This window comes from Streptomyces sp. NPDC048671, assembly GCF_055587045.1.
Genome location: NZ_JBVJHB010000014.1, coordinates 199,093 through 224,861, shown reverse-complemented (window position 1 = coordinate 224,861; position 25,769 = coordinate 199,093). Strand labels below are relative to the sequence as shown.

Here is a 25,769-nt window from a genome sequence, read left to right as displayed (position 1 = left end):
AACGACCGAAGGCAGAGATCATGAACGTGAACGTCAATAACGCGGACACCCGTGAGGCGGCCGCCGCCCCGGCCCTCACCGGCGAGCGCGCCGACCTGCTGGAGGCGCTGACCAAGCAGCGTCACTTCCTGCGCTTCACCACCCATGACCTCACCGACGAGCAGGCCGGGCTGCGGACCACCGCGAGCGAGCTGTGCCTGGGCGGTCTCGTCAAGCACGTCACCGAGGTCGAACGGAGCTGGGCGGACTTCATCGTGCACGGGCCCGTGGCGATGCCGGACTTCACCGCCATGACCGAGGCCGACTTCGCCCGGCGGACCGATGGATTCCGGATGCTGCCCGGAGAGACGCTGGCGGGTGTGCTGGCCGACTACGCCGAGGTGGCCCGCCGGACCGACGAACTGCTCGCCACCCTGCCCGACCTGGGTGTCACCCATGCGCTGCCCAAGGCTCCCTGGAACGAGGCCGACGCGCGGTGGTCGGCCCGCCGGGTACTGGTGCACGTCGTCGCGGAGACCGCTCAGCACGCCGGGCACGCCGACATCATCCGCGAGTCGCTGGACGGCGCCAAGACCATGGGCTGACCCGGAGGGGTGGTCCGCGCGCCCCTACGCCCGAGGCCAGGGGCGGTGGCCGTTACCACCGCTCCGGCTCAGCCGTTGAGTCGATCATGAATACTCGACGCCTGACCACCGCGGTGGGCACCCTCGCCGCCACCGCCCTGCTGGCACTCTCCGTGCCCGCCACGACCGCCCATGCCGCCGAGTGCGGTGTCCGCTCCGACGGCCGGCTGTACTGCGGCAACGCCGTCGGCGCGAAGGGATACGCGGACCGCTCCTACCGTTCGGCGACCCGCGGCACGCTCACCACCGGGTTCAACTGGTTCGCCTGCTGGGGCCACGGCGACCCCCACGAGGGCCAGAACGACATCTGGTACTGGACCCAGCTCGACAACGGCCAGTGGGGCAACGTCCCCGCCGTCTCCGTGAGGACCGGCCAGGACCCGGCGCCCGGCCTTCGCGAGTGCTGAAGCCGCGGCCCCTGCCGTAGCGGGACGCGAGCACCGGACCCGGCGACGTCACCCGACAGGGCTCGCACCCCGGTGTGTCGCCGGGTCCTGCCGCGTCCTGGCCGCGGACACCGCCGCGTCCATGATCTCCGGCCCGCTCCCGCTGCCGGTACACCCTTTCAGTGCGGCGGCGTCCCGCCCTCCAGGCCGGCCATCCGCAGCTCGTCGCGTGCGGCCGGCCGGCCGGCCTCGACGCGCTCAACGCCTCGTTCGTGGCCCCCGGAGCCGGGGAACTCATCCGGCGCCGGCAGGCCCGGCGCCCGTACAAGGCCGTCTGGGCCAACCACGAGCGGCTCTGACGGCCGGCTACATCAGCGAACCTGGCCCCTGCTCCGCGTCGCCCGCCGGCTCGTCCCGCGCCGTGAGGCCGGCCACCCACAGCGGCATCAGCCAGTGCGTGACGAAGACCGCGGCCAGGACGGGGACGAGCAGGGTCCCGGCCCGTACCTGACCGCCCCAGTCGGCCGCGGCGACACCGAGGACCGCGCACGCCAGCAGATACGTGGTCACGCGGTGCGCCCGCGCCCGTACCCTGTCCCGCTCCGCGAGCTGGCGTTCGTCCAGGACGTGCGTGCGCAGTTCGAGCAGCCCCCGGGTGGCGCCGTTGAGCACGCCGGTTGCCAGGCACCAGGGGAGGAGCAGGACGAGCACGGCGACGGCGAGCCAGGGCCGGTCGTTCGCGTACGAGCCGATGCCCGCGGCCACGCCCGCCGCCGTGAGCACCACATGGGCGCCGACGGCCGTGCGTCGGCGTGCGGCCGTCGCGTGCAGCGCGTCCGCCCGGGGGTTGTTCATCACGGCGAACATGCGCCGGTCGTAGCGGGTGTGCCGGGTTGCGCCGGTGGTGGTCATTGCTTCCTCCCGTAGACCTCGTCCGTGAGCGGGCGGAACGGCCGGAGGGAGAACAGGGCCTCCACCGGCAGATCGAAGAACTCGGCGACGCGCAGCGCAAGATCGAGGCTCGGGTTGTACTGCCCGCGCTCGATGTATCCGATGGTCTGGTAGTGGGCGCCGACCGCTTCGGCCAGCGCCTGCCGCGACACCTTGCGTTCCGCGCGCACCATCGCCAACCTGTTGTGAACCTGCTCGCTCATGTATAAGAAGTACTACATTCAGGGGTAGGTGCGCAACAGAGTGGGTGGGTCGGAGGGGTGGGGCCGACGGACCCCACGACGCCGAGCGCCCGCCGTCCTCCCCATGAGGGGGCGGAAGGCGGGCGCGCTCGGGCCGGGTGTTCCCTCGGCGTCAGGCCTGCGGTGCGGCGGCCTTGATCGCGGAGATGTCGAAGTTCAGCTTCACCTTGTCGCTGACCATCACGCCACCGGTCTCCAGTGCCGCGTTCCAGGTCAGGCCCCAGTCGGAGCGCAGGATGTCCGTGCCGCCCTCGAAGCCGACGCGCTCGTTGCCGTACACATCGGTCGCGGAGCCGTTGAACTCCAGGTCGATGGCGAGCGGGCGGGTGACGTCCTTGATGGTGAGGTCGCCGGTGACGCGGTACTTGTCGCCGCCGAGCTGCTCGGCGGAGGTCGAGCGGAACGTCATGAGGGGGAACTTCTCGGCGTCGAAGAAGTCGCCGCTGACCAGGTGGCCGTCGCGGTCCGCGATACCGGTGTCCACGCTGGCGATCTTGACGTCGATCGACACGGCGGAGCCGGCCGGGTTGGCGCCGTCCAGCTTCAGGCTGCCCTCGTGCTCACCGAAGGAGCCGCGCACGTTGGTGACCATCGCGTGGCGCACGGTGAAGCCGATGCTGCTGTGGGACGGGTCGATCGTGTAGTCGCCGGTGAGGGCGGCCAGGGCCGGGTCGACGGTCGCGGTGGTGGTGGCGGTCTGGGCGTCGTTGTTCTTGCGGTTGAACAGAGCCATGGCTCCTCCTCGGGGACGTGATCGAGCGGGGCTCGAAGTAGTTGTTTAACCTTCAACGAGATTCACTGTAGACCTATCTAGTTCAAAGTTCAACATCAAGGTCCGGACCGTTACCCGCGCCGCCATGCATTCACGCGACCGTCACCCCACGCCCTCTGGCGGACGCGCGTAGAGCTCGGGCACTATCTCCCTGCCCCCACATTGTCATGCACAGGAGGAGTCCCCATGGTGTCCCGTATGACGCTGCGCCCCGTCCTGACCGCTCTCGCCCTCGTCCTCGGAGTCCTCTTCGCCCCCGGAGTCGGTGTCGTCTCCGGTGCGACGGACGCCTTCGCCGTCAGCAAGCTCACCCACAGCCAGGCGACCGCCAGATTCAGTTCGTCCGGCGTCACCTGGTCGTCCTCCGGCGGCTGCTCCAACCGCAATGTCGCCACCTGCACCTCCTTCGACCAGGTCAACCTGCCGACCGCCCAGGGCGCCCAGACCCTCAAGAGCGCCACGGGCTGCGCGCTCAACATCACCGGCGGCACCGAGACCGGGCACGCCAGTGGCACGTACTCGCACTGGAACGGCTACAAGCTCGACTTCGGCAAGACCACCTGTCTCACCAACTACATCCACGGCGTGTTCAGCTACATCGGCCTGCGCGGTGACGGTGCACCCCAGTACCAGTCCGGCTCCGGCAACGTCTACGCGGACGAGGGCAACCACTGGGACGTGACGTACTACAACTGCGGCGGCTGCTGACACTCCGGCCCCGCGCACGACGGCGCCCCCGCCCAAGGGCGGGGGCGCCTGTGTGTGGGGGTAGCGACTGCGGGTGACGGCTGTCTCAGTAGATCGGGTCGACGGTGGGGCCCTCCTGGGCCAGCAGGTCGCGGGCGAACTGCTCCCACTGCGCGTAGGCGTCGGGGAAGGCCGACACCTGCACCGCCTGGCACACCTCGCCCGGCGGCCTGTTCTGCCAGTCGGCGATCTGGATCAGGCCGGGGTTGCTGCCGAACGGGGCCACCCCGTAGAACGACTTGGACGACGTGGGGACGTCCGTGATCTGTTCCGGGGTGCCCCAGCCGGTGCTCGGCCGCTGCTGGAAGATGCCGAGCGAGTCGTGGTCGACCGGGGTCAGGTAGTTGACGAACTTGGATTCCTGCATGGCCGTCATCAGGGCGATGACCTGCCCCTGGTCGGGGATCTGCGCGCCCTTGCCGACGCCGATGACGGTCCGGGCGTTGGCGAGCTCGACCGGGCCGAGGTCGGCGGCGACCGTGAAGACCGTCCGCAGTTCGCTGTCCGGAGCCGCCTGCAGTGACCTGGCGGTCGCCGCGTCGACCGAGCCGGTGGGCCGGAGGCCGTGGGCCGCCTGGAAGGAACGCAGACCGTGGGGGGTGGGTGCCGCCTGGGCGGTCGCCGGAACGGAAAGGAGTATCCCGGCGGTGGCCGCGGCGGCTATGAGCTGAACCATTCTCTTCTGTCGCATGACAGGCACCGTGTCGCGGACCGGAATATGGCGTCAAGGGCCCTGCTGCGTACGGGAGTTGAAGGGCTGCCGGGAATTGGCTGTCGTCCCAGGTAAGAGAGTCGGCCGCGCAGGGGAATGGAGCGGAATTCGCGGCCGGTGAGTGTGCGCCGTCACCGGTTCGACCAATGGAGCAATTCCCATTTGTTGCCCGTTGTCGTAAGTGCTTGATGTGAACGCCTGTTTGCGAGACGGCCGTTCGTGAGCCGGTGAGAATGGCGTGATGAATCCCATCACCCGTTGGGCGGCACTGGTCTGCGCCGGATGCGCCGCCCTCCTGTCCGGCTGCACCACGGACAGCGCCAGCCCGTGTCCGCACGTGCCCGTACATGGCAGGGCCCCCGTCCCGCCCGGACGGGGGCCCTGCCGGTCTCCGTGGGGGGAGGTCAGGAACCGACGCTCACCGTGAAGCGCCGCGGGTTGCCGTCGTTCGCGGCGCCCGAGACGTCCGGCTCACCGTCGGGGCGTACGTCGTCGTACGGGAAGGCGTAGCCGATCGGGCTGTTGGCGTGGACGATCCGCGACCAGTGGTTGGTCACCGCGCCCTGGTAGTAGTCCGCCACCGAGGTGCCGTTCGGCTGGTCGGGGTGGCTGAGCATGATCGAGCGGTTGAAGCCGGCCGCCAGCCGGGCCAGCAGGCCCTTCTTGTCGTCGGAGTCCGCCGGGTTGTTGGTGAACGGCCCGTGGTTGCAGGTGAAGATGTCCTTGGAGACGGGCTTGGTGAAGGTGTGCCCGCCGTTGAAGGTCAGGGTGTCGCCGCTGACCCGCCCGGTGAAGACGCCGCGCCCGCCCTGGAGGTCGATCCGCAGGTCGGTCGAGCGGTACTTCTCCCAGACCTCGTCGATCTGCGCGGTGAACAGGTCCCGGAACGGCATCTCGTCCGGACGGTCGAAGAACGGTGCCATCAGGTTCTGCGGCGAGATGACCCGCAGCACGCCGCCGTCCGCCCCGCGCGTCACCAGCTGGTCCCAGGGCTGCCCGTCGGCGGCGGCCTGGGCGGTGAGGCCGTCGGCGATCCTCTGGACGGCGCCGTCCGGGAGCGGGGCCACGCTGTGGTTGGTGTCGCCCTCCAGGGTCAGGCCGATCGGCAGGGCGGTCACCAGGTCGACGTAGCTGATGTTCGCGTACAGCTGCTGCGGATTGAAGGTGAACTCGCAGAACGACCAGGTGCGCCCGTAGTTCGAGTCCGTGGACGTGGCGAAGGCCGGCTCGACCAGGGCGGGGCCCGGGTTGAGGTAGAAGTCCAGGGTGTCGTCGCGCACGAAGTAGACCCGGGCCCCGTACATCTGGGGAAGGGTCACCACCACCGGCGCGCCGCCCGCCGCGTTCAGCGGGATGGCGCAGTCGACCGGCAGCGGGGTCTGCGGGGCCGCGGGGGAGTCGGGGTGGTAGACGCTGCCGTCGGCCCGCAGCAGCACCCAGCGGTCGGTGCCCTGCTCATGGCCGGTGACGTACGCGTTGACCCGGCCGGGCAGGGACTTGTTCTCCAGGGCCAGTTCGCAGGTCGCCGCGGCCGCCGACGCACGGGGGCTCAGCGCGCTTCCCCAGACGGGGTAGGTGAGTGCGGTCGCGGAGGCGGCGACGCCGCCCGTCAGGAACAGTCTGCGCGAAATCACGAGGGGACTCCTGAGGCGTGGGGGTGGGGATGTGGGGGGTGGGGAACGGTGGGGGACAGGAGGGTCGCGGACGGCGGGACGGTACGGGAGGGGCGGGGAGGTGGAACCAGCGCGTCCGCGGTGCGCACCACTCTCGCGAGGGCTGCGCCGACCGTCAAGACTTGTGACTGAGAGCGCTCTCAAAAACCGAAGGTCTTCACAACTCGACGACCCGAGCCGCTACTTGGCGTATCCGTCCAACCCGCATCCGGCCACCGTGATCAACATCTGAACACGCATTCGGTACCGATTCCCGCGCTCCCCACATGGACTTACTTGGACTTACGCAGAGCGGTTGTTGGACTGGAGAGGCCCTCGGAGCCGTAGGTCGTTGACGGTGTCCGGACACGGCGACTACTCAGAGCACATGTCGCCAAGATTCACTACGGCGGGCGCTGCTGCCGCCGCCTCAGCCGCCGTCCTGGCTCTGGTGGGGACCGCCCTCCCCGCCTCAGCCGCCGCCCCCGCGCCAGCCGCGGCCGAATCGGCCGTCCCGGCAGGCGCCGTCATCGGATCCGCGCAGCTCGCCGTCGCCGTCGCGGACGACTTCCCACGCGTCCTGACGTACACCGACCGGGCCTCCGGGAACCAGCTGTCCGGCAGTACCCGGCCGGTCACCGCCGTCACCCTCAACGGCACCGCGCACGACGTGAAGCTCAAGGGCGCCCCCAGGATCACCAAGTCGGCCGCCCGCTACACGCTGGCCTTCGCCGGTCTGCCCGGCGTCGAGATCGACGCCTCGCTCTCGGTCTCCGGACGCGCCACCACCTTCAAGGTGACCGCCGTCCGCGACACCGCGGCGTTCCGGGTCGGCACGATCGACATCCCCGGCCACGACCTGGTCTCCGTCGCCGGCACGGACACCGGAGCCGCGACCGCCTTCACCCGGCTGGACCCCGACTCGACGAAGACCGCGGACGTCTTCGCGAAGGTCACCGACGCCACCAAGGCCGACGCCGCACCGGTCGGCGCCACCTACGCGATCGTCAACACCGGATCGCTGGCCGCCGCCGTCGAGTCCAACTCCTCGTACGACAAGCCCGCCGGCGCTACCGGCGGCGACGACGCCCGCTTCTGGCACCAGGCCCGCAAGACCGACGACGGCTCCACCCGGGTCGGCGTCTGGTCCGGCCAGTGGACCTACCGCGGCGACGGCGCCCCCAAGCCCGAGAGCGGCGACAACCTGCCCTGGGCGAAGGTCGTCGTCACGCCCGACGCCAACGGCGACAAGACCGTCGACTGGCAGGACGGCGCGGTCGCCTTCCGCTCCATCGGCGTGGTCGCGCCGGGCAGCAAGGACACCGCGGACCGGGTCATCACCCACATCCCGTTCAACTTCGCCAGCCAGGCCACCCACCCCTTCCTGCGCACCCTCGACGACGTCAAGCGGATCTCGCTGGCCACCGACGGACTCGGGCAGCTCGCGCTGCTCAAGGGGTACGCCTCCGAGGGCCACGACTCCGCCCACCCCGACTACGGCGGCAACTACAACAAGCGCGCCGGCGGCCTGAAAGACCTCAACGAGCTGCTGAAGGACGGCAAGAAGTGGGGCGCCACCTTCGGCGTCCACGTCAACGCCACCGAGGCCTACCCGGAGGCGAAGGCCTTCGACGAGAAGCTCGTCGACAAGTCCAGCCCCGGCTGGAACTGGCTGAACCAGAGCTACTACATCGACCAGCGCCGCGACATCAACAGCGGTGACCTGGCCAAGCGCTTCCAGCAGCTGCGGAACGAGACCGACAGCAACCTCAGCATGCTGTACATCGACGTCTACTACACGCACGGCTGGATCGCCGACAAGACCCTCCAGTCCATCCAGAAGCAGGGCTGGAACGTCTCCAGCGAATGGGCCGACAAATTCGAGCGCGGCTCGCTCTGGTCGCACTGGGCCAATGACCTCGACTACGGCGGCGCCACCAACAAGGGCCTCAACTCGCAGATCATCCGGTTCATCCGCAACGACGAGAAGGACGTCTGGAACAACGACCCGGTCCTCGGCCAGAGCGCCATCGACGAGTTCGAGGGCTGGACCGGCGAAACCGACTGGAACGCCTTCTACGACAACATCTGGCAGCGCAACCTGCCCGCCAAATACCTCCAGCAGCAGAAGATCACCCGCTGGGACGGCAACGACATCGCCTTCACCGGCGGGGTCAGCGGCACCGTCGAGGACGGGAAGCGGACCTTCTACGACCACGGCCGCAAGGTGCTCAGCGGCACCGACTACCTGCTCCCGTGGGACGGCGGCAAGAAGCTCTACCACTACAGCGAGTCCGGCGGTACGAGCAGCTGGGCGGTGCCCTCCAAGGGCACGTACACCGTCTACGAGCTCACCGACAACGGCCGGGTCAAGACCGGCACGGTCCGGCCCGTGGACGGGAAGATCACGCTGAAGGCCGAGGCCGGACAGCCGTACGTGCTCTACCCGGACAAGGCGCCGAAGGCCGCCGACGCCAAGTGGGGCCAGGGCACCCCGGTCGACGACCCCGGCTTCAACGGCAACGGGCTGACCGCCTGGTCCAAGACCGGCACCGTCGTCCGCGACACCGACGGCCAGGGCCGCAACAGCGCCGAGCTGTCCGGCACCGGCAAGGCCGCGCTCTCCCAGCGCATCGACGGACTGAAGCCCGGCAAGCGCTACACCGCCTCCGCCCTCATCGAGGTCCAGCCCGGCAAGACCCGCCGCACCACCCTGTCGGCCGGCGGGAAGTCCGTGAGCGTGGACCGCTCCACCGCCAAGGACCAGGTCGCCGCGTCGGACTGGCACGGCACGTACTTCCAGCGGGCCAAGGTGAACTTCACCGCTCCCGCCAACGGGCGCACCACGCTGCGCGTCGAAGCCGCCAAGGGCAGCGCGGCGACCGTCCGCGCCGATGACGTACGCGTCGTCGCCAACGCCCCGGCGACCAGGAAGAACACCGTCGTGTACGAGGACTTCGAGGACGTCGACCAGGGCTGGGGCCCCTTCCTCAAGGGCGACGCGGGCGGCTCCACCGACCCCCGCACCAGCATCTCCCAGCTGCACGCCCCGTACACCCAGGCCGGCTGGAACGGAAAGCTCGTCGATGACGTGCTCGGCGGCAAGGAGTCCCTCAAGGCCCACGAGGAGAACGCCGGAATCGTCTACCGGACCGCCCCCTGGACCGTGCCGATGGCCGACGGCCACCGCTACAAGGTCGAGTACGACTACCAGTCCAGCCACGCCGGCGCCTACGAGTGGGTCGACGGCTACGACCGGATCACCGCGGACGGCAAGCCCGGCTCGGTGACCACCCGGACCACCGCGATCGGCGCCCAGCACACCACCGGCCACTTCACCGAGACCGTCACGGCGGGCTGCGGCGACACCTGGACCGGGCTGCGCAAGCGCGACGACGCACCCGAGGGCGCCGACTTCGTCCTCGACGGCTTCACCGTGACCGACCTCGGCAAGGCCCCCGCCGGAGAGCAGGCCGCCTGCGGCACGCTCACCGTCCAGCCGGCCGCCGAGACTCTGGAGCCGGGCACCGCCAACACCGTGAAGGCGAGCTTCACCAACTACGAGGCCACCGAGGTCACCGGGGTCTCGGTGGACCTGACCGTCCCCGAGGGCTGGAAGGCCGAGCCCGCGGGCGCCGTCACCTTCGACTCGGTCGCGGCCGGCGCGAAGGTCACCGGAAGCTGGCAGGTCACCCCGCCGGTGGACGCCGACTACCAGACGTACCGGCTGAGTTCCGAGGCCGCCTACACCGTGGGCGGCGCCCGGCGCACCCTCGGCGCGCAGACCTCGGTGAGGACCCTGCCGCCGCCGCCCACCACGGACAGCTGGGCCAGTGACCTGGACTGGACGGCCTCCGAGAACGGCTGGGGACCGGTCGAGCGCGACCTCTCCAACGGTGAGACCGCAACCGGCGACGGCACCCCGCTGACCATCGGCGGCACGGTCTACACCAAGGGCCTCGGCAGCCACGCACCCGCGAAGGTCCGCTACTACCTGGGCGGGAAATGCACCTCGTTCACCGCCGAGGTGGGCGTGGACGACGTGCAGAAGAGCGCCGGCAGCGTGCGGTTCTCCGTGACGGCGGACGGCACGGAGAAGGTGAAGTCGCCGGTCCTCAAGGCCGCCGACACCGCCTGGTCGCTGACGGCGGACGTCACCGGCGCCAAGTACGTCGAGCTGGTCGTCGGCGACGGCGGCGACGGCAACGGCAACGACCACGCCGACTGGGGGAACGCCCGCTTCCACTGCGGCGCCTGATCGGCGGCACGACTGAAGGGGGCGGGGCCGTCGGCGGCCCCGCCCCCTTCTTGCGCTCCCGGGCCGCCGGGTGGACCGACGACCGCCACGGTCCGGACCACATCGAGGTCCGGGCCACGCCGAGATGTAACCTCCGGTAGCCCCTCGGGTCGGTCCGGAGGGCGGAGTCTGCGGGAGTCCGGGACGGATGGCCGTTACACGCGTACTCTCTTACGTTATGGGGGAGTTGGGGGAACCGAGAGCGCACTGGCGGCTCCGGGCGCGCAGTGGCGGTGCGGACGGCCCGGTGCGCGGAGCCGGGGTGCTGCTCACACGGGACCGGGTGGTGACCTGTGCCCGGAAACTGCTGTTACGCGAATTACATGAGTTACATGAGTTACATGAGTTACGCGAGTTACGCGGCGACGTCGTCGAGCCGCCCCGGTCCGGGCGTCCGGACCTGCCGTGGCAGCCCACCGGCCCGGGTCCGGCAGGACGCCCATGAGGATTCCGTGCCCGCACCGCCGCTTCACCGGAGCCCCCTGCAACGGGGCCGTTCAGCCCACCGGCCACTGCGACACCTGCGGCCGTGGCGAGGAGGACCCCGGACTGCCGTCGCTGCCCGGCACCCCTGAGGAGCACGGCCCCGCCGGACTCCTCGAACTCCCGCTGCGGGAACCGGGCAGCCCGGCCGGCCGGCTCAGCGCCGGCGAGGAGCCGGTGCGCATCGTGATGACGTGCTCGGCCAAGGCCTGCGGGGTGGCGTTCGTCCCGCCGTACACCGCGGCCCCGCCACCGGACGAGGGATACTGCCCCCGCTGCGGCACCACGTACTCCTACCGCCCCGAACTGACGAAGGAGGGGCCCCCGCTCCAGGACCAGTACCGGATCCTGGGCCCCATAGCCCACGGCGCCCAGGGCTGGGTCTACCTGGCGGAGGACACCCACCTGGAGGACCTCGTCGCGGTCAAGGGACTCCTCAACCGCTACGCGGAACGCGGCGCGGCCCAGGCCGGCGAGGAACGCCGGAGCCTCGTCGCCATCCGGCACGAACGCATCGTCCAGATCCGCGACTTCGTCAGCACCCGCAACGCCGACGGCGCGGTATCCGGCGGCTACATCGTGATGGAGGACGTCGGCGACCAGACACTGTCGGCCGTCGTCGAATCGACCCGGCAGGGCGACTTCGTCCTCGACATCGAGCACGTCATCACCTACGGCTGCCAGATCCTGGAGGCCCTCGCCCATCTGCACGGCATGGACTTCCTGTACGGCGACATGAAGCCGTCCAACGTCATCCACCACCGCGACGGCATCAAGGTCATCGACCTCGGCGGGGTCCGCAAGGCCGGTGCCACCGATCTGCCCCTGGTGATCAGCTCCTGGTTCGCCGCCCCCGAGATGCGCACCGGCGGACCGCTGACCGTCGCGCACGACCTGCACACGGTCGGCGTCACCCTGGCCGAACTGGCCGGCTGGGCGGTCGGCGACGACGTGCCCGGACTCGGCATCAGCTCGTTCCGGCTGGTGGTGGAGCGGGCCACCGCGCACGACCCGGAGCGCCGGTTCGGCTCCGCCGACGATATGGCGGGGCAACTGCGCGGTGTGCTGCGCGAGATCAGGGCGCTGCGCGGCAAGCGCGACCAGCCCGAACCCTCCGAGTACTTCACCCCGTCCACCGAACTGCTGGGCGCCCGGCTGGGTTCGGTGCCCGACTACGCGCACTGGCTGAGCCGCCCGCCGTACGGCCGCCGGGAGACGCCCGAGTCACCCGCGCTCGACTCCGGGCTGCCCACCCCGACCGAGATCGCCCGCCGGCTGCCGGTCCCGCGCCCCTATCCGGGCGACCCGCAGGCGGCCCGGTTCGGGGTCAGCAGCTACGACCCCGGACAGCCGCTGACCCAGCCCGCCCACGGTGAGCACTCGGTGGAGATCTGCCTGCACAACGCCCGGCTGCTGCTCGGCCAGGAGGGCGACGAAGCACTCGCGGCGGCCCGGGAACAGGTCGAGGCGGCGGCCGCCATACCGGGCCCGGGGCCGGTCCGGGAGTGGCGGCTCAGCTGGCACCGGGGGCTCGTCGCGCTGCGCGGCGCCGATGTGCTGGACGACCGGGAGCAGATGCTCGAAGAGGCCCTGGAGCAGTTCTCCGCCGTGTACCGGGCGCTGCCCGGCGAGTACGCGGCCAAGCTGGCGCTGGCATACGGCGCGGAACAGCTCGGCGAGGACAGGCCGGCGGCCGCGGCGGTGCCCTCGGCCTACGAACTCTTCCGGGCCGTGCACGCCCGCAACCCCTCGCACGTCGGCGCCGCGCTGGGGCTGGCCAGGCTCGCCCTGGCACGCGGCGACCGGGCCGCGGCGACCGAGGTCCTCGACCTGGTGCCCGACGAGTCGCGCGACCACAACGTCGCGCGGATCGCCGCGTTCCGTATCCGGGCGGCCCGGCTCGCGACGGGGGAGCGGCCGCTGCCCGGTGAGGCGGAGATCGACGCCTGCCTCGCCCTGCTCGCCCCGGCACCGGATGCGCACTCACCGGTGGTCGCGGGCGACGAACCCGCCTGGCTGCTCCGGACCGAGCTGCACGAGTGGAAGCTCGACGCGCTGCTCGCGGCGGCCGGCGGGCCGCGGCCGCGCGGCAGGTGGCTGCGGACGGGCCTGCCGCCCCCGGCCGCGCCCGGGGAGCGGGCCGTCCGGCTGGAGCTGGAGCAGTGCTACCGCTGGCTGGCCCGGCAGCGACAGGCGCCGGCCGAGTACGAGCGGCTGATCGACCTCTCGCACGCCGTCCGCCCCCAGACCTGGTTCTGAGACCTGTCCGGCCCGCAACGACCTCCACTGGAGGCAGTCCCTTGGGAGCTACCGAACCCTCGCCCGCCCGCCGGCTGCCCGTCGGCCTGAAGGTGTCCGTAGACCTCCGGCGCGATCAGCAGCCGCACCACGACGCACGGATCGACGCCCATGTGCGGGTCAAGGCGGTCGCGGTGGGGCCGAGCGACGAGGCGCCCGCCGTGGAACTCGCCGTCGTCCTCGCGCTGGACGTCGCCGCGGAGCGCCGGGAGGCCGCGGTCGCCGCGCTGGCCGCCGCCCTGCGCGCCCTGCCCGACGGCCTCTCCTTCACCGTCCTGGGCGGCGCCGACGCGAGCGGCGCGCCGACCGGCTGCTATCCGCTGCGCGGCGGGTGGGCGCTGGCAGGGACGGCGGAGAAGCGCCGGGCCGCGTTCAGCGTGGGCCGGATCGCCCCGGCCGCCGCCGGCCGGCCGGCCGCCGGATACGCGGTCTGGCTCGCCGCAGCCCGCGAGCTGTTCGCCGAGCGCCCGCTGCCGGTACGGCACCTGCTCCTGATCACCGACGGCAGCAGCCACGACGGGACGGACGGCACCGACCCGGACGACAGCGCGCTGCGGAGCGAACTGGACCGCTGCGCCGGGACGTTCACCGCGGACGTGCTGGCGGTCGGCGGCGACTGGGACCCCGCGCCGCTGATCTCCGTCACCGACCGGCTGCACGGCAGCCCCGTCCTCGCGCCGGACCGGTTCGGCCCCGCGGTCACCGAGGCCGTACAGCGGATCCGCCGGGTCCGCAGCCCCGAACTGCCCGTCTCGGTGAACGTGCGCCCGGCGGTGCGCGAGGTGACACTGACCCAGACCGCCCCCCGCCGGCAGGTGCTCGAAGCGGTGCACCGGGCGGACGAGCCGCGCCGGTTCGACTTCCCCACCCACCAGTGGGAGCCGGGCACCCGCGACTACCTCCTCACCCTGCGCGCCGACGCGAGCACCGACCCACTGGGCGTGCTGCTGCAACTGGCCACCGTCTCCATCGGCGACTCCACCGCGCCCCTCCTGGTCCAGTGGCTGCCGCCCGGAGCCGCGGCGGGAGCGGAGGCGGCCGACGGCGGGGGCGCCTCCCTCCAGGCGATGAACGTCGACACCCAGATGCGGATCGCCCTCGACCGCGGATACCTCGCCCTGGACCCGCTGAACCGGGGCGAGGCCGAGCGGCAGCTCGGCCTCGCGGTCAGGCTGGCCCACAAGTTCCGCACCGGCTGGGTCCTGGACCAGGCCGCCGAGGTGGTCGAGATCCTGGACGGCTCAAGGGGCGTGGTCCGGGTCGGCCAGGCCGTGGACCGGGGCACCGTGCGCCGGGGCCGGCTGAGCATCGCCTCCGGCCATCGGCTGGAACTGCCCGAACACTTTACCGGGAAGCCGGTGAAATGCCCGGACTGCGATCACCTCGCCGGGCCCCGCGCCACGTACTGCATCTCCTGCGGAAGGCGGCTGTGATGCCCTGGCCGACCCGGTGGACGCGCGCCTCGCGGACCCGCGGGGGTGGCTCCCGCACCAGGCGGCTGCTCGAACTGCACCTGGCCGTACTGGTGGTGACCGCACTCGCCTCGATGACCGTCCTGCTCGTCTCCTACCGCGAGGTGGAGAACGCCGCGGTCGAGATGCGCACCCACGGCGCACCGGCCGTCCAGGGAGTCTCCGCCACCCAGCTCGCGCTGCTCCGCGCCCAACAGGAGGCACGGGACTCCGTCGAGAACGAGATCGACGAGGTGATCGGCGCCGGGGCGCGGTACGAGAGCCAGCTGTCCGCCGCCGACCAGGGCCTGTCCCGGCTCTCCGACGTACAGATCGACGGTGAACGCGGCCGGGGCGTGCTCGAAACGGTCAACGGCCTGCTGCCCTCGTACAGCAGCTCCATGACGCCCGGCGCGGTCAAGTACGTGGACGACGACTGGATGCAGCAGGAGAAGTTCGAAGAGGCCGAACGCATCCTCAGGCGGGAGGGCACCGGAGTGGTGCCGCGCCTGGACGTCCTGCAGAAGCACCAGATGCAGCGGGTCGACAGGATCAGCTCCATGGGCGGGCTCCAGCAGACCGGCTGGGCCGTCGCCGAACTGGGCCTGCTCGTCCTGGCCCTGACCGCGCTCTCCGCGCTGTTGGTGCTGCGCCGCCGCTGCGGGCGCAGCCACGACCCCTGGCTGCTGCTGTCGCTGCTGGCGGCCGTCGCGCTGGCCGTCTTCCCGCTCTGGGCGACCACCGCCACCCAGGAACGGCTGGACACCGCCCGCGGCCGGCTGGCCGCGATCGAGCAGCGCGCCCATCACAACGACAGCCACGAGCTGGCCAGGTCCCAGCAGTACGTCACCGCCAACTCCACCACCGTGCGCGGCGGGCTGGCCGCCCAGCGCTGGCAGAGCTGGACGTACTACGGGGCATTGGGGGGCGGCGCGCTGATCGTCCTGCTGCCGGCCGTCGGTATCTGCCGCCGGCTCAACGCCGACTACTGGAGGGCCGGATGACCCGGCGCACCCGTGCCCTGCTGCTCGTCCTCGCCCTGCTCCTGACCGCCGCGGGCTGCGGGCTCTCGGCGCCCGGCGGCAGCGACGAGGAGCCGAAGGTGACGATCCTCGGCCCGTGGACCGACGACCAGGCGCGGCACTTCAAGGAGGTGCTGGACGGCTTCGGCATCCCGTACACCTACCAGGGGACCGCCGCCACCCGCGAGGTGCTGCTCGCCGAGGTGCAGGCCGGCAACCCGCCCGACATCACGATCCTGCCGGGCGTCGGCGAGCTCGTCGAGTACGCCGACCAGCTGCAGTCGCTGAGCGGGCTGTACGAGGCCAAGGAGTACGGGAGCCCCTGGCAGCCCAAGGCGCAGGGCATCCCCGGCGAGCTGTGGGTACCGCTCAAGGCCGATCTCAAGTCGATCGTCTGGTACCGCGGAGCCGCCCCGGACGAGCATCCCGCACCGCTGGACGCCTGGTGCATCGGCATGGGCGACGACGGCTCCTCCGGCTGGCCCGGCAGCGACTGGATCGAGGACCTCATCCTCCAGCGTGAGGGCCCGGCGGTCTACGAGCGGTGGGCGACCGGCGAACTGGAATGGACCGAAGGACCCGTGGTCAGGGCCTGGACCGCCTGGGCCGGACTGCTGGCCCAGGACTCGAAGGCGGCCCGCAGAGCGCTGATGAACGACCACCGCGGTCCGGTCGGGGGCCACGGACTGCTCTTCGGCGGTGGCTGCGCCCTGGAGCACCAGGGCTCCTTCGCCCGCGCCTTCTACGGGGACCGGAAGGAGCAGGCCGACTTCGTGGACTCGGCGGCACTGCTGCCGGACGGCTCGGACAAGGTGAGGGCCCACGAGGTGTCGGGCGACTTCGCCGCGCTGTTCGGCCGGAGCGGCCGGGCCCGTGACATGATCAGGCGGCTCGCCTCCCGGGACGGGCAGGAGGAGTGGGGGCGCAGGGGCGGGGTGTTCTCACCGAACGCCGCGGTCCCGGCCAAGGAGGGCGCGGTCGAGAAGAAGATCAGCAGCCGCTTCACCGATCGGCTGCCGCTCTGCCTGGACGCCTCCGACGTCATGCCGGCCGCCGTGCGGGACGCGTTCTACGAGGCGGTGCTGCTGACCGTCGCGCATCCGGAGAAACCGGTACTGGAGCGGCTGAACGGCATCCAGAAGGTCCAGGACGCCCAGCCGTCCGACATCCCCCGGCTGACCGGGGTGTGCGGCAGGCCACGGTGATCCCCTGTGGGATTCCCACAAACAGCGAGGGGTGCGGTCTGGCACTTCGCCTGCATGGCGCAAGCCTTCTGTCCGGCTCCACCAGGAAACCGGGCGGGAGACTGTACGGAGTCGACGGCAGGATTTTCTTGTTGGGCTTCGTAGGGTCGATACATGACCGTTGTGGACGAAACCCCGGGCGAGCCGAGCGACACCCGTGGCCGGGTGGCCGAACTCCTGGCACTGCGCGAGCAGGCCCGGCGCGGACCGAGTGACCGGGCGACCGAGGCGCAGCACGCCAAGGGCAAGCTGACGGCGCGTGAGCGCATCGAGCTGCTCGTGGACCCGGACTCGTTCAGGGAGGTCGAACAGCTGCGCCGGCACCGGGCGACCGGCTTCGGCCTGGAGGCGAAGAAGCCGTACACCGACGGTGTCATCACCGGCTGGGGCACGGTCGAGGGCCGGACGGTCTTCGTCTACGCGCACGACTTCCGGATCTTCGGCGGCGCGCTGGGCGAGGCCCACGCCACCAAGATCCACAAGATCATGGACATGGCCATCTCGGCCGGTGCCCCGCTGGTCTCGCTGAACGACGGCGCCGGCGCCCGTATCCAGGAGGGCGTCTCGGCGCTCGCCGGGTACGGCGGCATCTTCCAGCGCAACACCCGGGCCTCCGGTGTCATCCCGCAGATCAGCGTGATGCTGGGCCCGTGCGCGGGCGGCGCGGCCTACAGCCCGGCCCTCACCGACTTCGTCTTCATGGTCCGCGAGACCTCGCAGATGTTCATCACCGGACCGGACGTCGTGAAGGCGGTCACCGGCGAGGAGATCACCCAGAACGGCCTCGGCGGCGCCGATGTGCACGCCGAGACCTCGGGCGTCGCGCACTTCGCGTACGACGACGAGGAGACCTGCATCGCCGAGGTCCGCTACCTGATCGGGATGCTGCCCTCGAACAACCGTGAGAACCCGCCCACGGTCGCGAGCGATGACCCGGCCGACCGGCGCGGCGACGTCCTGCTGGACCTGGTGCCCGCCGACGGCAACCGCCCGTACGACATGCACAAGGTCATCGAGGAGCTCGTCGACGACGGCGACTACCTGGAGATCCACGAGCGCTGGGCCCGCAACATCATCTGCGCCCTGGCCCGCCTCGACGGCCAGGTCGTCGGCATCGTCGCCAACCAGCCGCAGGCCCTGGCCGGTGTCCTGGACATCGAGGCGAGCGAGAAGGCCGCCAGGTTCGTCCAGATGTGTGATGCGTTCAACATCCCCATCGTCACTCTTTTGGACGTACCCGGCTTCCTGCCGGGTGTGGATCAGGAGCACGGTGGAATCATCCGGCACGGGGCGAAGCTGCTCTACGCCTACTGCAACGCCACGGTGCCGAGGATCTCGCTGATCCTGCGCAAGGCCTACGGCGGTGCGTACATCGTCATGGACAGCCAGTCCATCGGCGCCGACCTCACCTATGCCTGGCCCACCAACGAGATCGCGGTAATGGGCGCCGAGGGCGCCGCCAACGTCATCTTCCGCCGCCAGATCGCCGACGCCGAGGACCCGGAGGCCATGCGGACCCGCATGGTCAAGGAGTACAAGGCCGAACTGATGCATCCGTACTACGCCGCCGAGCGCGGCCTGGTCGACGACGTCATCGACCCCGCCGAGACCCGCGAGGTGCTCATCGCCTCGCTCGCCATGCTCCGGTCCAAGCACGCCGACCTGCCGTCCCGCAAGCACGGCAACCCGCCGCAGTAGTCAGTGGCCCCGCAGTACCCCTGCAAGGCCCCGCGAAGACCTGCCGAGAAGACGGAGAGACATTCATGAGCACTGCCGCCGAGTCCGTGCTGCGCGTCGAGAAGGGTCTTGCCGACCCCGAGGAGCTGGCCGCCATAACCGCGGTCCTGCTCGCCCGCGCCGCCGCCCAGCCCGCAGCCGCCCCCACCCACCGAGGCCGCAACACAGCCGGCTGGCGCCGCCTGGAGCGCACCCCCGGCTTCCGGGCCCCCCACAGCTGGCAGGGCTGACCCCTCCCCGGCCCCCAGGGCCCGCACGCCGAAAGGCCCCGCACTCCCCAAGGAGTGCGGGGCCTCACGTACATCCGGGGCGCCCCTACCGCAGGCGCGCCATCAACGCGTGCTCCACCAAAGTGATCAAGGCGCTCTTCGCATCTGCCCGATGCCGCGCGTCCGTGACCAGAATGGGCGTGTCCGGTCCGATCTGGAGCGCTTCGCGCACCTCGTCGGGGGTGTAGGGCTGGTGTCCGTCGAAGCCGTTGAGGGCGATGACGAAGGGGAGTCCGCTGTTCTCGAAGTAGTCAACGGCGGGGAAGCAGTCGGCGAGGCGGCGGGTGTCCACCAGCACGACGGCGCCGATGGCGCCGCGTACGAGGTCGTCCCACATGAACCAGAAGCGGTCCTGTCCGGGGGTACCGAAGAGGTACAGGATCAGGTCCTGGTCCAGGGTGATACGTCCGAAGTCCATGGCCACCGTCGTGGTGGTCTTGTCCCCGGTGTGTGTCAGGTCGTCGATGCCCGCGGACGCGGACGTCATCACGGCTTCGGTGCGCAGCGGATTGATCTCCGAAACGGCACCGACAAACGTGGTCTTACCCACGCCGAAGCCCCCTGCCACCACGATCTTCGCCGAGGTAGTGGAGCGGGCCGCTCCGCCGCTAGAGCTTGCGAAGTCCACTGAGCACCCTTTCGAGCAGTGTCACATCTGGCTGGCCGCCGGCGGACTCTTCGCCGCCGGGCTGGTGGATAGCGACGAGTCCGGCCTCTGCCAGGTCGGCTACGAGGATCCGGGCAACGCCGAGAGGGATCGAGAGCAGGGCCGAGATCTCGGCCACCGACTTGATCTCGATGCACAGCCGGCAGATCCGCTGGTGCTCGGGCAACTGCCCTTGCAGCCGGGACGGATCAGCCGTAGTACTGACCAACGCCTCAATGGCGAGTTGGTAGCGCGGTCGGGTCCGTCCACCTGTCATGGCGTACGGACGAACCAGCGGATTGTGCGCGGTGGGAGCGGCCGGCTCGGGGGCCCACCGCGGTTCCACCGGCTGAATACGGGGCGGCGGCTGCGGGGAGTCGTACCGGTGCGGGCGCTGCGGCCGCTCGGGCTGCTGCGGCTGCTGCGGCCACCGCGAACCCTGCGTGTTCTGCGGCCAGTCGTCCGAGCCCCGCGTGTCCTGCTGCGGCCAGTCGTCCGAGCCCTGAGCACGCCGGGCCTGCCGGAACGGCTGGAAAGGCTGCTGCCCGTCCTGTCTGCCGGACGAGGAGGGGAAGTCGAAGCCATCGCCCCTGTGCTCACCCGGTACCTGCTGACCACCGTTGAACTGGTGTCCGCCTGGGGGTGTACCCACGATTCCTCCTCCGCCTGCCGGTCCCGGTCCCAGTGGGCCCGCGCCACCGCACCTTATGGCGCGGTGACGTGAAACGCACTGTCTGTCTACTAGTTAAGAAGACTTCCCTGAAGTTCGGCGCGGAGGTCCGGAGTGAGGACGCCGCCGGCGCGATCGACCAGAAGTGCCATTTCGTACCCAACCAGACCGATATCGGCATCCGGGTGCGCAAGAACGGCCAGAGATGATCCGTCGGAGACGGACATGATGAAGAGGAATCCTCGCTCCATCTCCACAACTGTCTGATTCACGGCGCCGCCCTCGAAGATCCGGGAGGCACCCGCGGTCAGCGAGGTAAGGCCGGAGGCGACAGCCGCCAGCTGGTCGGCGCGGTCGCGCGGAAATCCCTCGGACATCGCCAGCAGCAGGCCGTCTGCGGAGACCACCACCGTGTGCGACACCCCGGGGGTGTTGTCCACGAAGTTGGTGATCAACCAGTTCAGATTCTGCGCCGCCTGGCTCATCGGGCTCACACTAACGCTCCTGGTTGTAGGTATTACTGCTGTCCGAACCCGCGTTACGTCCCCGCAGGACGCCCCGCCGCAGGTTGCTCAACCTGCCACGGATGTCCTCCGGAGCGCGGGAGACCTGGGGGCCGCCCTGCTGGGTCTGCTCGGCCGTGCCCTCGACCAGATTGGCCTTGGGTACGCGCCGGGGAAGACCGGACGGGGTGACCCCGCCCGCCTTCGGGTCCCGGAGCTTCTCGGCCCGCTCCCAGCGCTCGTCGTTCGCCGAGCGCCAGTCGTCCGTTCCGTCCGCTTCCTGCTGCGCGGGCGGCTGCGGCTGCGGTTCCTGCTGCTGCGGCTGCTCCTGCGCGGCGGCGGGCCGGCCGTTCCCGCGTCCGGTGGGCTGCCAGTGCTGCTGGCCGCCCCGGCGCGGCAGACCGGCCTCGGTGGTCTCGTGACCGGAGTTCGGGACGGGGCCCGAACTCTCGAAGCCTACGCGCTCCTGCGGCGCGGCGGGCGCGCTCCCAGCAGATTCCGGCTCGGCCTGCGCCAAGGGTTCGTACCCACCCTGGTAGGCGCTCTGAGCTGGCCACTCCTCCTGCTGGGGCTGGGCGGTGTACGTCCCGTCGTAGGTTTGCTGAGGTGTCTCGGGGGCCGCGTAAGCCGACTCCGGATAGCCGTTCTGCCCGTTGGGGTCCGGCTGCTGGGCGTAGCCGGTGTCACCGCGGAACGGGTCGTAGCCGCCCTCGTACGCGGCCTGTCCGTACTGCGGCTCCCGCTGCCCGTCCTGCTGCGGTTCCTGGGCGTACTGGTCCGCGGCGTAGGGGGCCTCGCCGAACGGGGCCTGCGCGTACTGCTCCTGCGACTCCTGCCGCGGGAACGGCGGGTTCTCGTCGCCGGGCTGCGTCTCCAGCGCCGCACGGCGCTCCCCCCGCATCAGCGAACGGCCCACCGGGTCGATCTGCGCGGACTCCTGCGACGGCTCCCCGTAGCGCGAGTCGTCGAAGCCGAGCTCCGCCGCGGTGAGCATCGGCGGCTGCGTCGGCGGCAGCGTCGCGTCGAAGGCCTGCTGCTGCTGCGGAATGATCGAGGAGACCGTGAAGTCGTCCTGCGCGGGGGCGCCTTCGCCGCCGCCACCGTGGGTGATCGCGTCCGGCAGCATGACCAGCGAGGTGGTTCCGGCCTGCTCGCCCGAGGGGCGCAGCTGGACCCGGATGCCGTGCCGGTCGGAGAGCCGGCCGACCACGAACAGGCCCATGCGCTGGGAGACCGCGGCGTCCACCGTCGGCGGGTTGGCCAGCTTGTGGTTGATGTCGGCGAAGTCCTCGGCGGTGAGGCCGATGCCCTTGTCGTGGATCTCGATCATCACGCGGCTGTCGGGCAGCCGGGTCGCGGTGACCCGCACCTTGGTCTGCGGCGAGGAGAACGTCGTGGCGTTCTCAAGGAGTTCGGCCAGCAGGTGCACGAGGTCGGTGACGGACTGGCCGTGGATCTCCGTCTCCGGCACACCCGAGAGCTCGATGCGCTCATAGGACTCCACCTCGGAGGAGGCGGCCCTGAGCACGTCCACCAGTGGCACCGGCTGGTTCCAGCGGCGGCCGGGCTCCTCACCGGCGAGCACCAGGAGGTTCTCGCCGTTGCGGCGCATCCGGGTCGCGAGGTGGTCGAGCCGGAAGAGGCTCTCCAGCTGGTCCGGGTCGGCCTCGTTGTTCTCCAGGTCGGTGATGAGGGTCAGCTGGCCCTCGATGAGAGACTGGTTGCGGCGCGACAGGTTGGTGAAGATCGCGTTGACGTTGCCCCGCAGCATGGCCTGCTCGGCCGCCAGCCGCACCGCCTCGCGGTGCACCTGGTCGAAGGCGCGGGCGACCTCGCCGATCTCGTCCTGGCTGTTGATCGGGATCGGCTGGACGCGGGTGTCCACCCGGCCGGGGTCGGCCCGGGACAGCTGGTCGACCAGCGAGGGCAGCTGCTGCTCGGCGATGCCGAAGGCGGCGTTGCGCAGCCGGAGCATCGAGCGGCTCATCTGGCGGGCCATGAGGCCGGCCAGGACGAAGGCGGCCAGCAGGGCGACGAGCACGATGGCGGCGTTGACGACGGCGTCGGTCCTGGCGCCGGACGAGATGCCCGCGGCCTCGGTCACGGCCTTGTCGACGAGCTCTTCCTCGACCGTGGTGTACCCGTCGAACTTCGCGGTGGCCGCGGCCATCCAGGTCTCGGGGGTGATCCCCTTGGCCTTGAGCTGGGCGGGGTTCCTGCCCAGTGCGAGCTGCTGGACCATCCCGTCGTAGACCGAGCCGTCGACGGAGGGCGGCGCCACGAACGGCACACCCGCCGCGTCCGCCTGCTCCTTGGCGGTCCTGACCTTGGCCGCGCCCTCGTCCGCCTTGTCGGCCATGACCTTCTTCAGCCGGACCGCGTCCGCCTCCGTACCGCCGGAGACGAATTCACCGAGGGCGATCTGCTCCAGGTAGTTGTACGAGCCGAAGGCCTTGACCTGGTCGTTGAACTTGCCGGCCACCTGGCTGGGGCGCACCAGCAAGTGCATGCCGATGGAGCGCTGAAGCGATTCTGCAGCCTTGGCCAGCTCGATCGCGTAGACGGTACGGCCGTAACTGGTGATGTTGCCGGTGCCGAGGCCGAGCTCGTTGCAGAACTCCATGAGGGAGTGCTGCACCTGGACGTAGCCCTCTTCGGTCTTCACCGGGTCCATGGCCTCGGCGTAGGCGGCCTTGCGCAGGTCGGGAAGGGTGGGCTCCTCCAGCCTGAACAGCTTGAGGCGCCGCTCCAGGCCCTGCTTGGCGGGCATGTCCTTCACGGCGGTGTCGAACTTCTCCGCGGCCGCGTCGGTGGTGGCCCGTACCTGGGTGACGACCGCCGCGTCGCGCTTGTTGGACAGCAGGGGCTGGGCGGAGAGGTCGCGCTCGTTCAGCAGCGCCTGGCCGTACTCGGAGGCCGCGCGCACGATCAGCGCGGTCTTCTCGGCGTCCCGGGCCTCCTGCCAGGTGTCGATCGAACCCTTGACCTGGAAGCCGCCCATGACCAGGCCGACCAGTACGGGGATCAGGAGGATCGCGTTCAGCCGGGTGGGCACCCGCCAGTTGCGCGGGGACATCCGGCTGGTGCTGCCGGCCGGCGCCCCTCCGGACACGTCGGCGGACGACGCCGCGGCGCGCGGCGGGGTGAAGTTGCCCCGCTCCGGCAGCGCTGTGGAGCCCTCGTTGTTACGCCTCACTCGACCAACAACCTCTCGGCGTCGGCACCTACGCTGTGCCGTGTTTTGTTCAGGGCCGTACTACTCGGGGGTTCGTCGAATTGCAGCACGGGGAACGGTCGCGTTCCAAACACTCGGAACAGGCCATTCCGAGTGGTACAGGCCTCAGATATAACGGGCATAAAGAACGAGCCCCGCCAAATGGCGGGGCTCATGTGAGCACAGTGGTACCGCTCGTGCGCATCGGGTATCGGCCGTGAGGTAATTCTCTTTCGAAACGTTATGAACACAGGGGTGGATCGTGTCCAAGGACACAGTCCACCCCCGTGTGACTACTTTAACTGCCGTACGGCAATACCGACTTGTGCCTACTTGAGCCGCGCCATCAACGCGTGCTCCACCAGCGTGATCAGACCGCTCTTGGCATCACCGCGGTGCCGGGCGTCGGTCGTGATGATCGGGGTGTCCGGTCCGATCTGGAGCGCTTCGCGCACCTCGTCGGGGGTGTAGGGCTGGTGTCCGTCGAAGCCGTTGAGGGCGATGACGAAGGGGAGTCCGCTGTTCTCGAAGTAGTCGACGGCGGGGAAGCAGTCGGCGAGGCGGCGGGTGTCCACCAGCACGACGGCGCCGATGGCGCCGCGTACGAGGTCGTCCCACATGAACCAGAAGCGGTCCTGTCCGGGGGTACCGAAGAGGTACAGGATCAGGTCCTGGTCCAGGGTGATACGTCCGAAGTCCATGGCCACCGTCGTGGTGGTCTTGCCTCCGGTGTGTGTCAGGTCGTCGATGCCCGCGGACGCGGACGTCATCACGGCCTCGGTGCGCAGCGGATTGATCTCCGAGACGGCACCGACAAACGTGGTCTTACCCACGCCGAACCCGCCCGCCACCACGATCTTCGCCGAGGTGGTGGCACGGGCCGCACCGCCGCTAGAGCTTGCGAAGTCCACTGAGAACCCTTTCGAGCAGTGTCACATCCGGCGCGCCGCCGGCCTCTCCGTTGCCCGGCTGGTGGATGGCCACCATGCCGGCTTCCGCCAGGTCCGCCACGAGGATCCGGGCCACACCGAGCGGCATCGACAGCAGGGCCGACACCTCGGCCACCGACTTGACCTCACGGCACAGGTGGCAGATCCGCTGGTGCTCGGGGAGCAGCGTTCCCAGGTGCGCGGGGTCGGCCGTGGTGCTGACCAGCGCCTCTATCGCTAGTTGGTAGCGCGGTCGGGTCCGGCCGCCGGTCATGGCGTACGGACGAACCAGCGGCTGGTCGCCTTCACCTTCGTACGACGCGTGGTTCAGCGCGCCGTACGGATCGGGTGAGGCGGGTGGCGGGGTCATGAATCCTCCGGGCGTGACAGCAGGGTGTCGGCGTGCCGTCTGAAGGGGCCGGTGGGGGGATCTAAGCGGCCGGACGGGCGAGGGTTGATTGCGGTACCTGGGGTAGTCGTCTGTGTCACCGATTCACGGCCGCCTAGTGGAGCAGGCTGCCCTGGAGCTCGGCACGGAGGTCCGGGGTCAGGACAGTGCCCGCCCGGTCCACCAGCAGAGCCATTTCGTACCCGACCAGACCGATATCGGCGTCCGGATGGGCCAGTACGGCAAGTGAGGAACCGTCCGAGACGGACATCAGGAAGAGGAATCCGCGTTCCATCTCCACCACGGTCTGGCTGACGGCGCCGCCTTCGAAGATCCGGGAGGCACCCGCGGTCAGCGAGGTCAGACCGGAGGCGACAGCCGCCAGCTGGTCGGCGCGGTCGCGCGGGAAACCTTCGGACATCGCCAGCAGCAGGCCGTCTGCGGAGACCACCACCGTGTGCGACACCCCGGGGGTGTTGTCCACGAAGTTGGTGATCAACCAGTTCAGATTCTGCGCGGCCTGACTCATCGGG

The 25,769-nt window shown here is 70.4% G+C and carries 23 protein-coding genes; 11 read left to right on the top strand and 12 right to left on the bottom strand.

Translation table 11 applies throughout. The features are described from left to right. Positions 1 to 20: 20 nt before the first annotated feature. From ACZ6S6_RS27885 to ACZ6S6_RS27875, 3 genes are all read left to right on the top strand, one after another. The gene (locus tag ACZ6S6_RS27885) at positions 21 to 584 is read left to right on the top strand and encodes a DinB family protein (protein ID WP_362965376.1); all 564 of its coding nucleotides are present in this window, start codon (positions 21 to 23) and stop codon (positions 582 to 584) included. Positions 585 to 670: 86 nt separating this feature from the next. Continuing rightward, entirely contained in the window at positions 671 to 1,030 is a 360-nt protein-coding gene (locus ACZ6S6_RS27880) for a hypothetical protein (protein ID WP_469707271.1), read from the top strand. Between the two features lie 161 nt (positions 1,031 to 1,191). Further along, on the top strand, positions 1,192 to 1,368 hold the full coding sequence (locus tag ACZ6S6_RS27875) for a hypothetical protein (RefSeq protein WP_469707269.1): 177 nt from the start codon (positions 1,192 to 1,194) through the stop codon (positions 1,366 to 1,368). A gap of 7 nt (positions 1,369 to 1,375) precedes the next feature. On the opposite strand, the gene ACZ6S6_RS27870 is transcribed toward ACZ6S6_RS27875, so the two are convergent. The 3 genes from ACZ6S6_RS27870 to ACZ6S6_RS27860 form a co-directional block, all read right to left on the bottom strand. Further along, positions 1,376 to 1,921, bottom strand: a complete 546-nt coding sequence (locus ACZ6S6_RS27870; protein WP_362965370.1) for a hypothetical protein — start codon at positions 1,919 to 1,921, stop codon at positions 1,376 to 1,378. After that, on the bottom strand, positions 1,918 to 2,163 hold the full coding sequence (locus ACZ6S6_RS27865; protein ID WP_250967425.1) for a helix-turn-helix transcriptional regulator: 246 nt from the start codon (positions 2,161 to 2,163) through the stop codon (positions 1,918 to 1,920). The genes ACZ6S6_RS27870 and ACZ6S6_RS27865 overlap by 4 nt, the downstream gene beginning before the upstream one ends. Before the next feature lie 151 nt (positions 2,164 to 2,314). Beyond that, positions 2,315 to 2,935, bottom strand: a complete 621-nt coding sequence (locus ACZ6S6_RS27860; RefSeq protein WP_362965368.1) for a YceI family protein — start codon at positions 2,933 to 2,935, stop codon at positions 2,315 to 2,317. A gap of 225 nt (positions 2,936 to 3,160) precedes the next feature. Between ACZ6S6_RS27860 and ACZ6S6_RS27855 the strand changes: the two genes are divergently transcribed. Further along, the gene (locus ACZ6S6_RS27855) at positions 3,161 to 3,682 is read left to right on the top strand and encodes a hypothetical protein (protein WP_362965366.1); all 522 of its coding nucleotides are present in this window, start codon (positions 3,161 to 3,163) and stop codon (positions 3,680 to 3,682) included. An 85-nt stretch (positions 3,683 to 3,767) separates the two neighbouring features. On the opposite strand, the gene ACZ6S6_RS27850 is transcribed toward ACZ6S6_RS27855, so the two are convergent. Further along, complete coding sequence (locus ACZ6S6_RS27850; RefSeq protein ID WP_362965364.1) at positions 3,768 to 4,412, bottom strand: peptidoglycan-binding domain-containing protein; 645 nt, start codon at positions 4,410 to 4,412, stop codon at positions 3,768 to 3,770. Between the two features lie 425 nt (positions 4,413 to 4,837). Next, positions 4,838 to 6,067, bottom strand: a complete 1,230-nt coding sequence (locus tag ACZ6S6_RS27845) for a glycoside hydrolase family 64 protein (RefSeq protein WP_362965362.1) — start codon at positions 6,065 to 6,067, stop codon at positions 4,838 to 4,840. A gap of 406 nt (positions 6,068 to 6,473) precedes the next feature. On the opposite strand from ACZ6S6_RS27845, the gene ACZ6S6_RS27840 reads away from it, so the two are divergent. The 7 genes from ACZ6S6_RS27840 (at position 6,474) to ACZ6S6_RS27810 (ending at position 18,847) form a co-directional block, all read left to right on the top strand. Continuing rightward, complete coding sequence (locus tag ACZ6S6_RS27840; RefSeq protein WP_362965360.1) at positions 6,474 to 10,343, top strand: endo-alpha-N-acetylgalactosaminidase family protein; 3,870 nt, start codon at positions 6,474 to 6,476, stop codon at positions 10,341 to 10,343. A gap of 480 nt (positions 10,344 to 10,823) precedes the next feature. Then, positions 10,824 to 13,124: a tetratricopeptide repeat protein gene (locus tag ACZ6S6_RS27835; protein WP_469707265.1), complete on the top strand. Its 2,301-nt coding sequence runs from the start codon at positions 10,824 to 10,826 to the stop codon at positions 13,122 to 13,124. A 41-nt stretch (positions 13,125 to 13,165) separates the two neighbouring features. Then, a complete protein-coding gene (locus tag ACZ6S6_RS27830; RefSeq protein ID WP_362965356.1) occupies positions 13,166 to 14,596 on the top strand; it encodes a vWA domain-containing protein in 1,431 nt (476 codons plus the stop codon). Beyond that, a complete protein-coding gene (locus ACZ6S6_RS27825; protein ID WP_362965354.1) occupies positions 14,596 to 15,618 on the top strand; it encodes a hypothetical protein in 1,023 nt (340 codons plus the stop codon). Before ACZ6S6_RS27830 ends, ACZ6S6_RS27825 begins: the two co-directional genes overlap by 1 nt. Beyond that, complete coding sequence (locus tag ACZ6S6_RS27820) at positions 15,615 to 16,841, top strand: carbohydrate ABC transporter substrate-binding protein (RefSeq protein ID WP_469707263.1); 1,227 nt, start codon at positions 15,615 to 15,617, stop codon at positions 16,839 to 16,841. The genes ACZ6S6_RS27825 and ACZ6S6_RS27820 overlap by 4 nt, the downstream gene beginning before the upstream one ends. A gap of 153 nt (positions 16,842 to 16,994) precedes the next feature. Next, positions 16,995 to 18,578 carry an acyl-CoA carboxylase subunit beta gene (locus tag ACZ6S6_RS27815; protein WP_362965350.1) on the top strand — a complete coding sequence of 528 codons (1,584 nt, stop codon included), beginning with the start codon at positions 16,995 to 16,997 and terminating at the stop codon, positions 18,576 to 18,578. A 65-nt stretch (positions 18,579 to 18,643) separates the two neighbouring features. Next, positions 18,644 to 18,847, top strand: coding sequence for an acyl-CoA carboxylase subunit epsilon (locus tag ACZ6S6_RS27810; RefSeq protein WP_362965348.1), 204 nt, complete (start codon positions 18,644 to 18,646; stop codon positions 18,845 to 18,847). A gap of 85 nt (positions 18,848 to 18,932) precedes the next feature. On the opposite strand, the gene ACZ6S6_RS27805 is transcribed toward ACZ6S6_RS27810, so the two are convergent. The 7 genes from ACZ6S6_RS27805 to ACZ6S6_RS27775 form a co-directional block, all read right to left on the bottom strand. After that, positions 18,933 to 19,514: a GTP-binding protein gene (locus ACZ6S6_RS27805; RefSeq protein WP_123461870.1), complete on the bottom strand. Its 582-nt coding sequence runs from the start codon at positions 19,512 to 19,514 to the stop codon at positions 18,933 to 18,935. Then, the gene (locus tag ACZ6S6_RS27800) at positions 19,495 to 20,184 is read right to left on the bottom strand and encodes a DUF742 domain-containing protein (protein WP_362967471.1); all 690 of its coding nucleotides are present in this window, start codon (positions 20,182 to 20,184) and stop codon (positions 19,495 to 19,497) included. Before ACZ6S6_RS27800 ends, ACZ6S6_RS27805 begins: the two co-directional genes overlap by 20 nt. Positions 20,185 to 20,273: 89 nt before the next feature. Then, positions 20,274 to 20,687, bottom strand: a complete 414-nt coding sequence (locus tag ACZ6S6_RS27795) for a roadblock/LC7 domain-containing protein (protein ID WP_037779127.1) — start codon at positions 20,685 to 20,687, stop codon at positions 20,274 to 20,276. A 10-nt stretch (positions 20,688 to 20,697) separates the two neighbouring features. Continuing rightward, positions 20,698 to 23,901 carry a sensor histidine kinase gene (locus tag ACZ6S6_RS27790; RefSeq protein ID WP_469707260.1) on the bottom strand — a complete coding sequence of 1,068 codons (3,204 nt, stop codon included), beginning with the start codon at positions 23,899 to 23,901 and terminating at the stop codon, positions 20,698 to 20,700. Between the two features lie 347 nt (positions 23,902 to 24,248). Beyond that, positions 24,249 to 24,830, bottom strand: a complete 582-nt coding sequence (locus ACZ6S6_RS27785; protein WP_073738725.1) for a GTP-binding protein — start codon at positions 24,828 to 24,830, stop codon at positions 24,249 to 24,251. Next, a complete protein-coding gene (locus ACZ6S6_RS27780; protein WP_073738726.1) occupies positions 24,811 to 25,218 on the bottom strand; it encodes a DUF742 domain-containing protein in 408 nt (135 codons plus the stop codon). Before ACZ6S6_RS27780 ends, ACZ6S6_RS27785 begins: the two co-directional genes overlap by 20 nt. Positions 25,219 to 25,351: 133 nt before the next feature. Then, a complete protein-coding gene (locus ACZ6S6_RS27775; protein ID WP_024495006.1) occupies positions 25,352 to 25,765 on the bottom strand; it encodes a roadblock/LC7 domain-containing protein in 414 nt (137 codons plus the stop codon). Between the last annotated feature and the right edge of the window lie 4 nt (positions 25,766 to 25,769).

Coding starts and splice junctions, on each gene's coding strand:
- ACZ6S6_RS27885 (WP_362965376.1), top strand. CDS start 21: ATGAACGTGAACGTCAATAACGCGGACACCCGTGAGGCGGCCGCCGCC.
- ACZ6S6_RS27880 (WP_469707271.1), top strand. CDS start 671: ATGAATACTCGACGCCTGACCACCGCGGTGGGCACCCTCGCCGCCACC.
- ACZ6S6_RS27870 (WP_362965370.1), bottom strand. CDS start 1,921: ATGACCACCACCGGCGCAACCCGGCACACCCGCTACGACCGGCGCATG.
- ACZ6S6_RS27865 (WP_250967425.1), bottom strand. CDS start 2,163: ATGAGCGAGCAGGTTCACAACAGGTTGGCGATGGTGCGCGCGGAACGC.
- ACZ6S6_RS27860 (WP_362965368.1), bottom strand. CDS start 2,935: ATGGCTCTGTTCAACCGCAAGAACAACGACGCCCAGACCGCCACCACC.
- ACZ6S6_RS27855 (WP_362965366.1), top strand. CDS start 3,161: ATGGTGTCCCGTATGACGCTGCGCCCCGTCCTGACCGCTCTCGCCCTC.
- ACZ6S6_RS27850 (WP_362965364.1), bottom strand. CDS start 4,412: ATGCGACAGAAGAGAATGGTTCAGCTCATAGCCGCCGCGGCCACCGCC.
- ACZ6S6_RS27840 (WP_362965360.1), top strand. CDS start 6,474: ATGTCGCCAAGATTCACTACGGCGGGCGCTGCTGCCGCCGCCTCAGCC.
- ACZ6S6_RS27835 (WP_469707265.1), top strand. CDS start 10,824: ATGAGGATTCCGTGCCCGCACCGCCGCTTCACCGGAGCCCCCTGCAAC.
- ACZ6S6_RS27825 (WP_362965354.1), top strand. CDS start 14,596: ATGCCCTGGCCGACCCGGTGGACGCGCGCCTCGCGGACCCGCGGGGGT.
- ACZ6S6_RS27820 (WP_469707263.1), top strand. CDS start 15,615: ATGACCCGGCGCACCCGTGCCCTGCTGCTCGTCCTCGCCCTGCTCCTG.
- ACZ6S6_RS27815 (WP_362965350.1), top strand. CDS start 16,995: ATGACCGTTGTGGACGAAACCCCGGGCGAGCCGAGCGACACCCGTGGC.
- ACZ6S6_RS27810 (WP_362965348.1), top strand. CDS start 18,644: ATGAGCACTGCCGCCGAGTCCGTGCTGCGCGTCGAGAAGGGTCTTGCC.
- ACZ6S6_RS27795 (WP_037779127.1), bottom strand. CDS start 20,687: ATGAGCCAGGCGGCGCAGAATCTGAACTGGTTGATCACCAACTTCGTG.
- ACZ6S6_RS27780 (WP_073738726.1), bottom strand. CDS start 25,218: ATGACCCCGCCACCCGCCTCACCCGATCCGTACGGCGCGCTGAACCAC.
- ACZ6S6_RS27775 (WP_024495006.1), bottom strand. CDS start 25,765: ATGAGTCAGGCCGCGCAGAATCTGAACTGGTTGATCACCAACTTCGTG.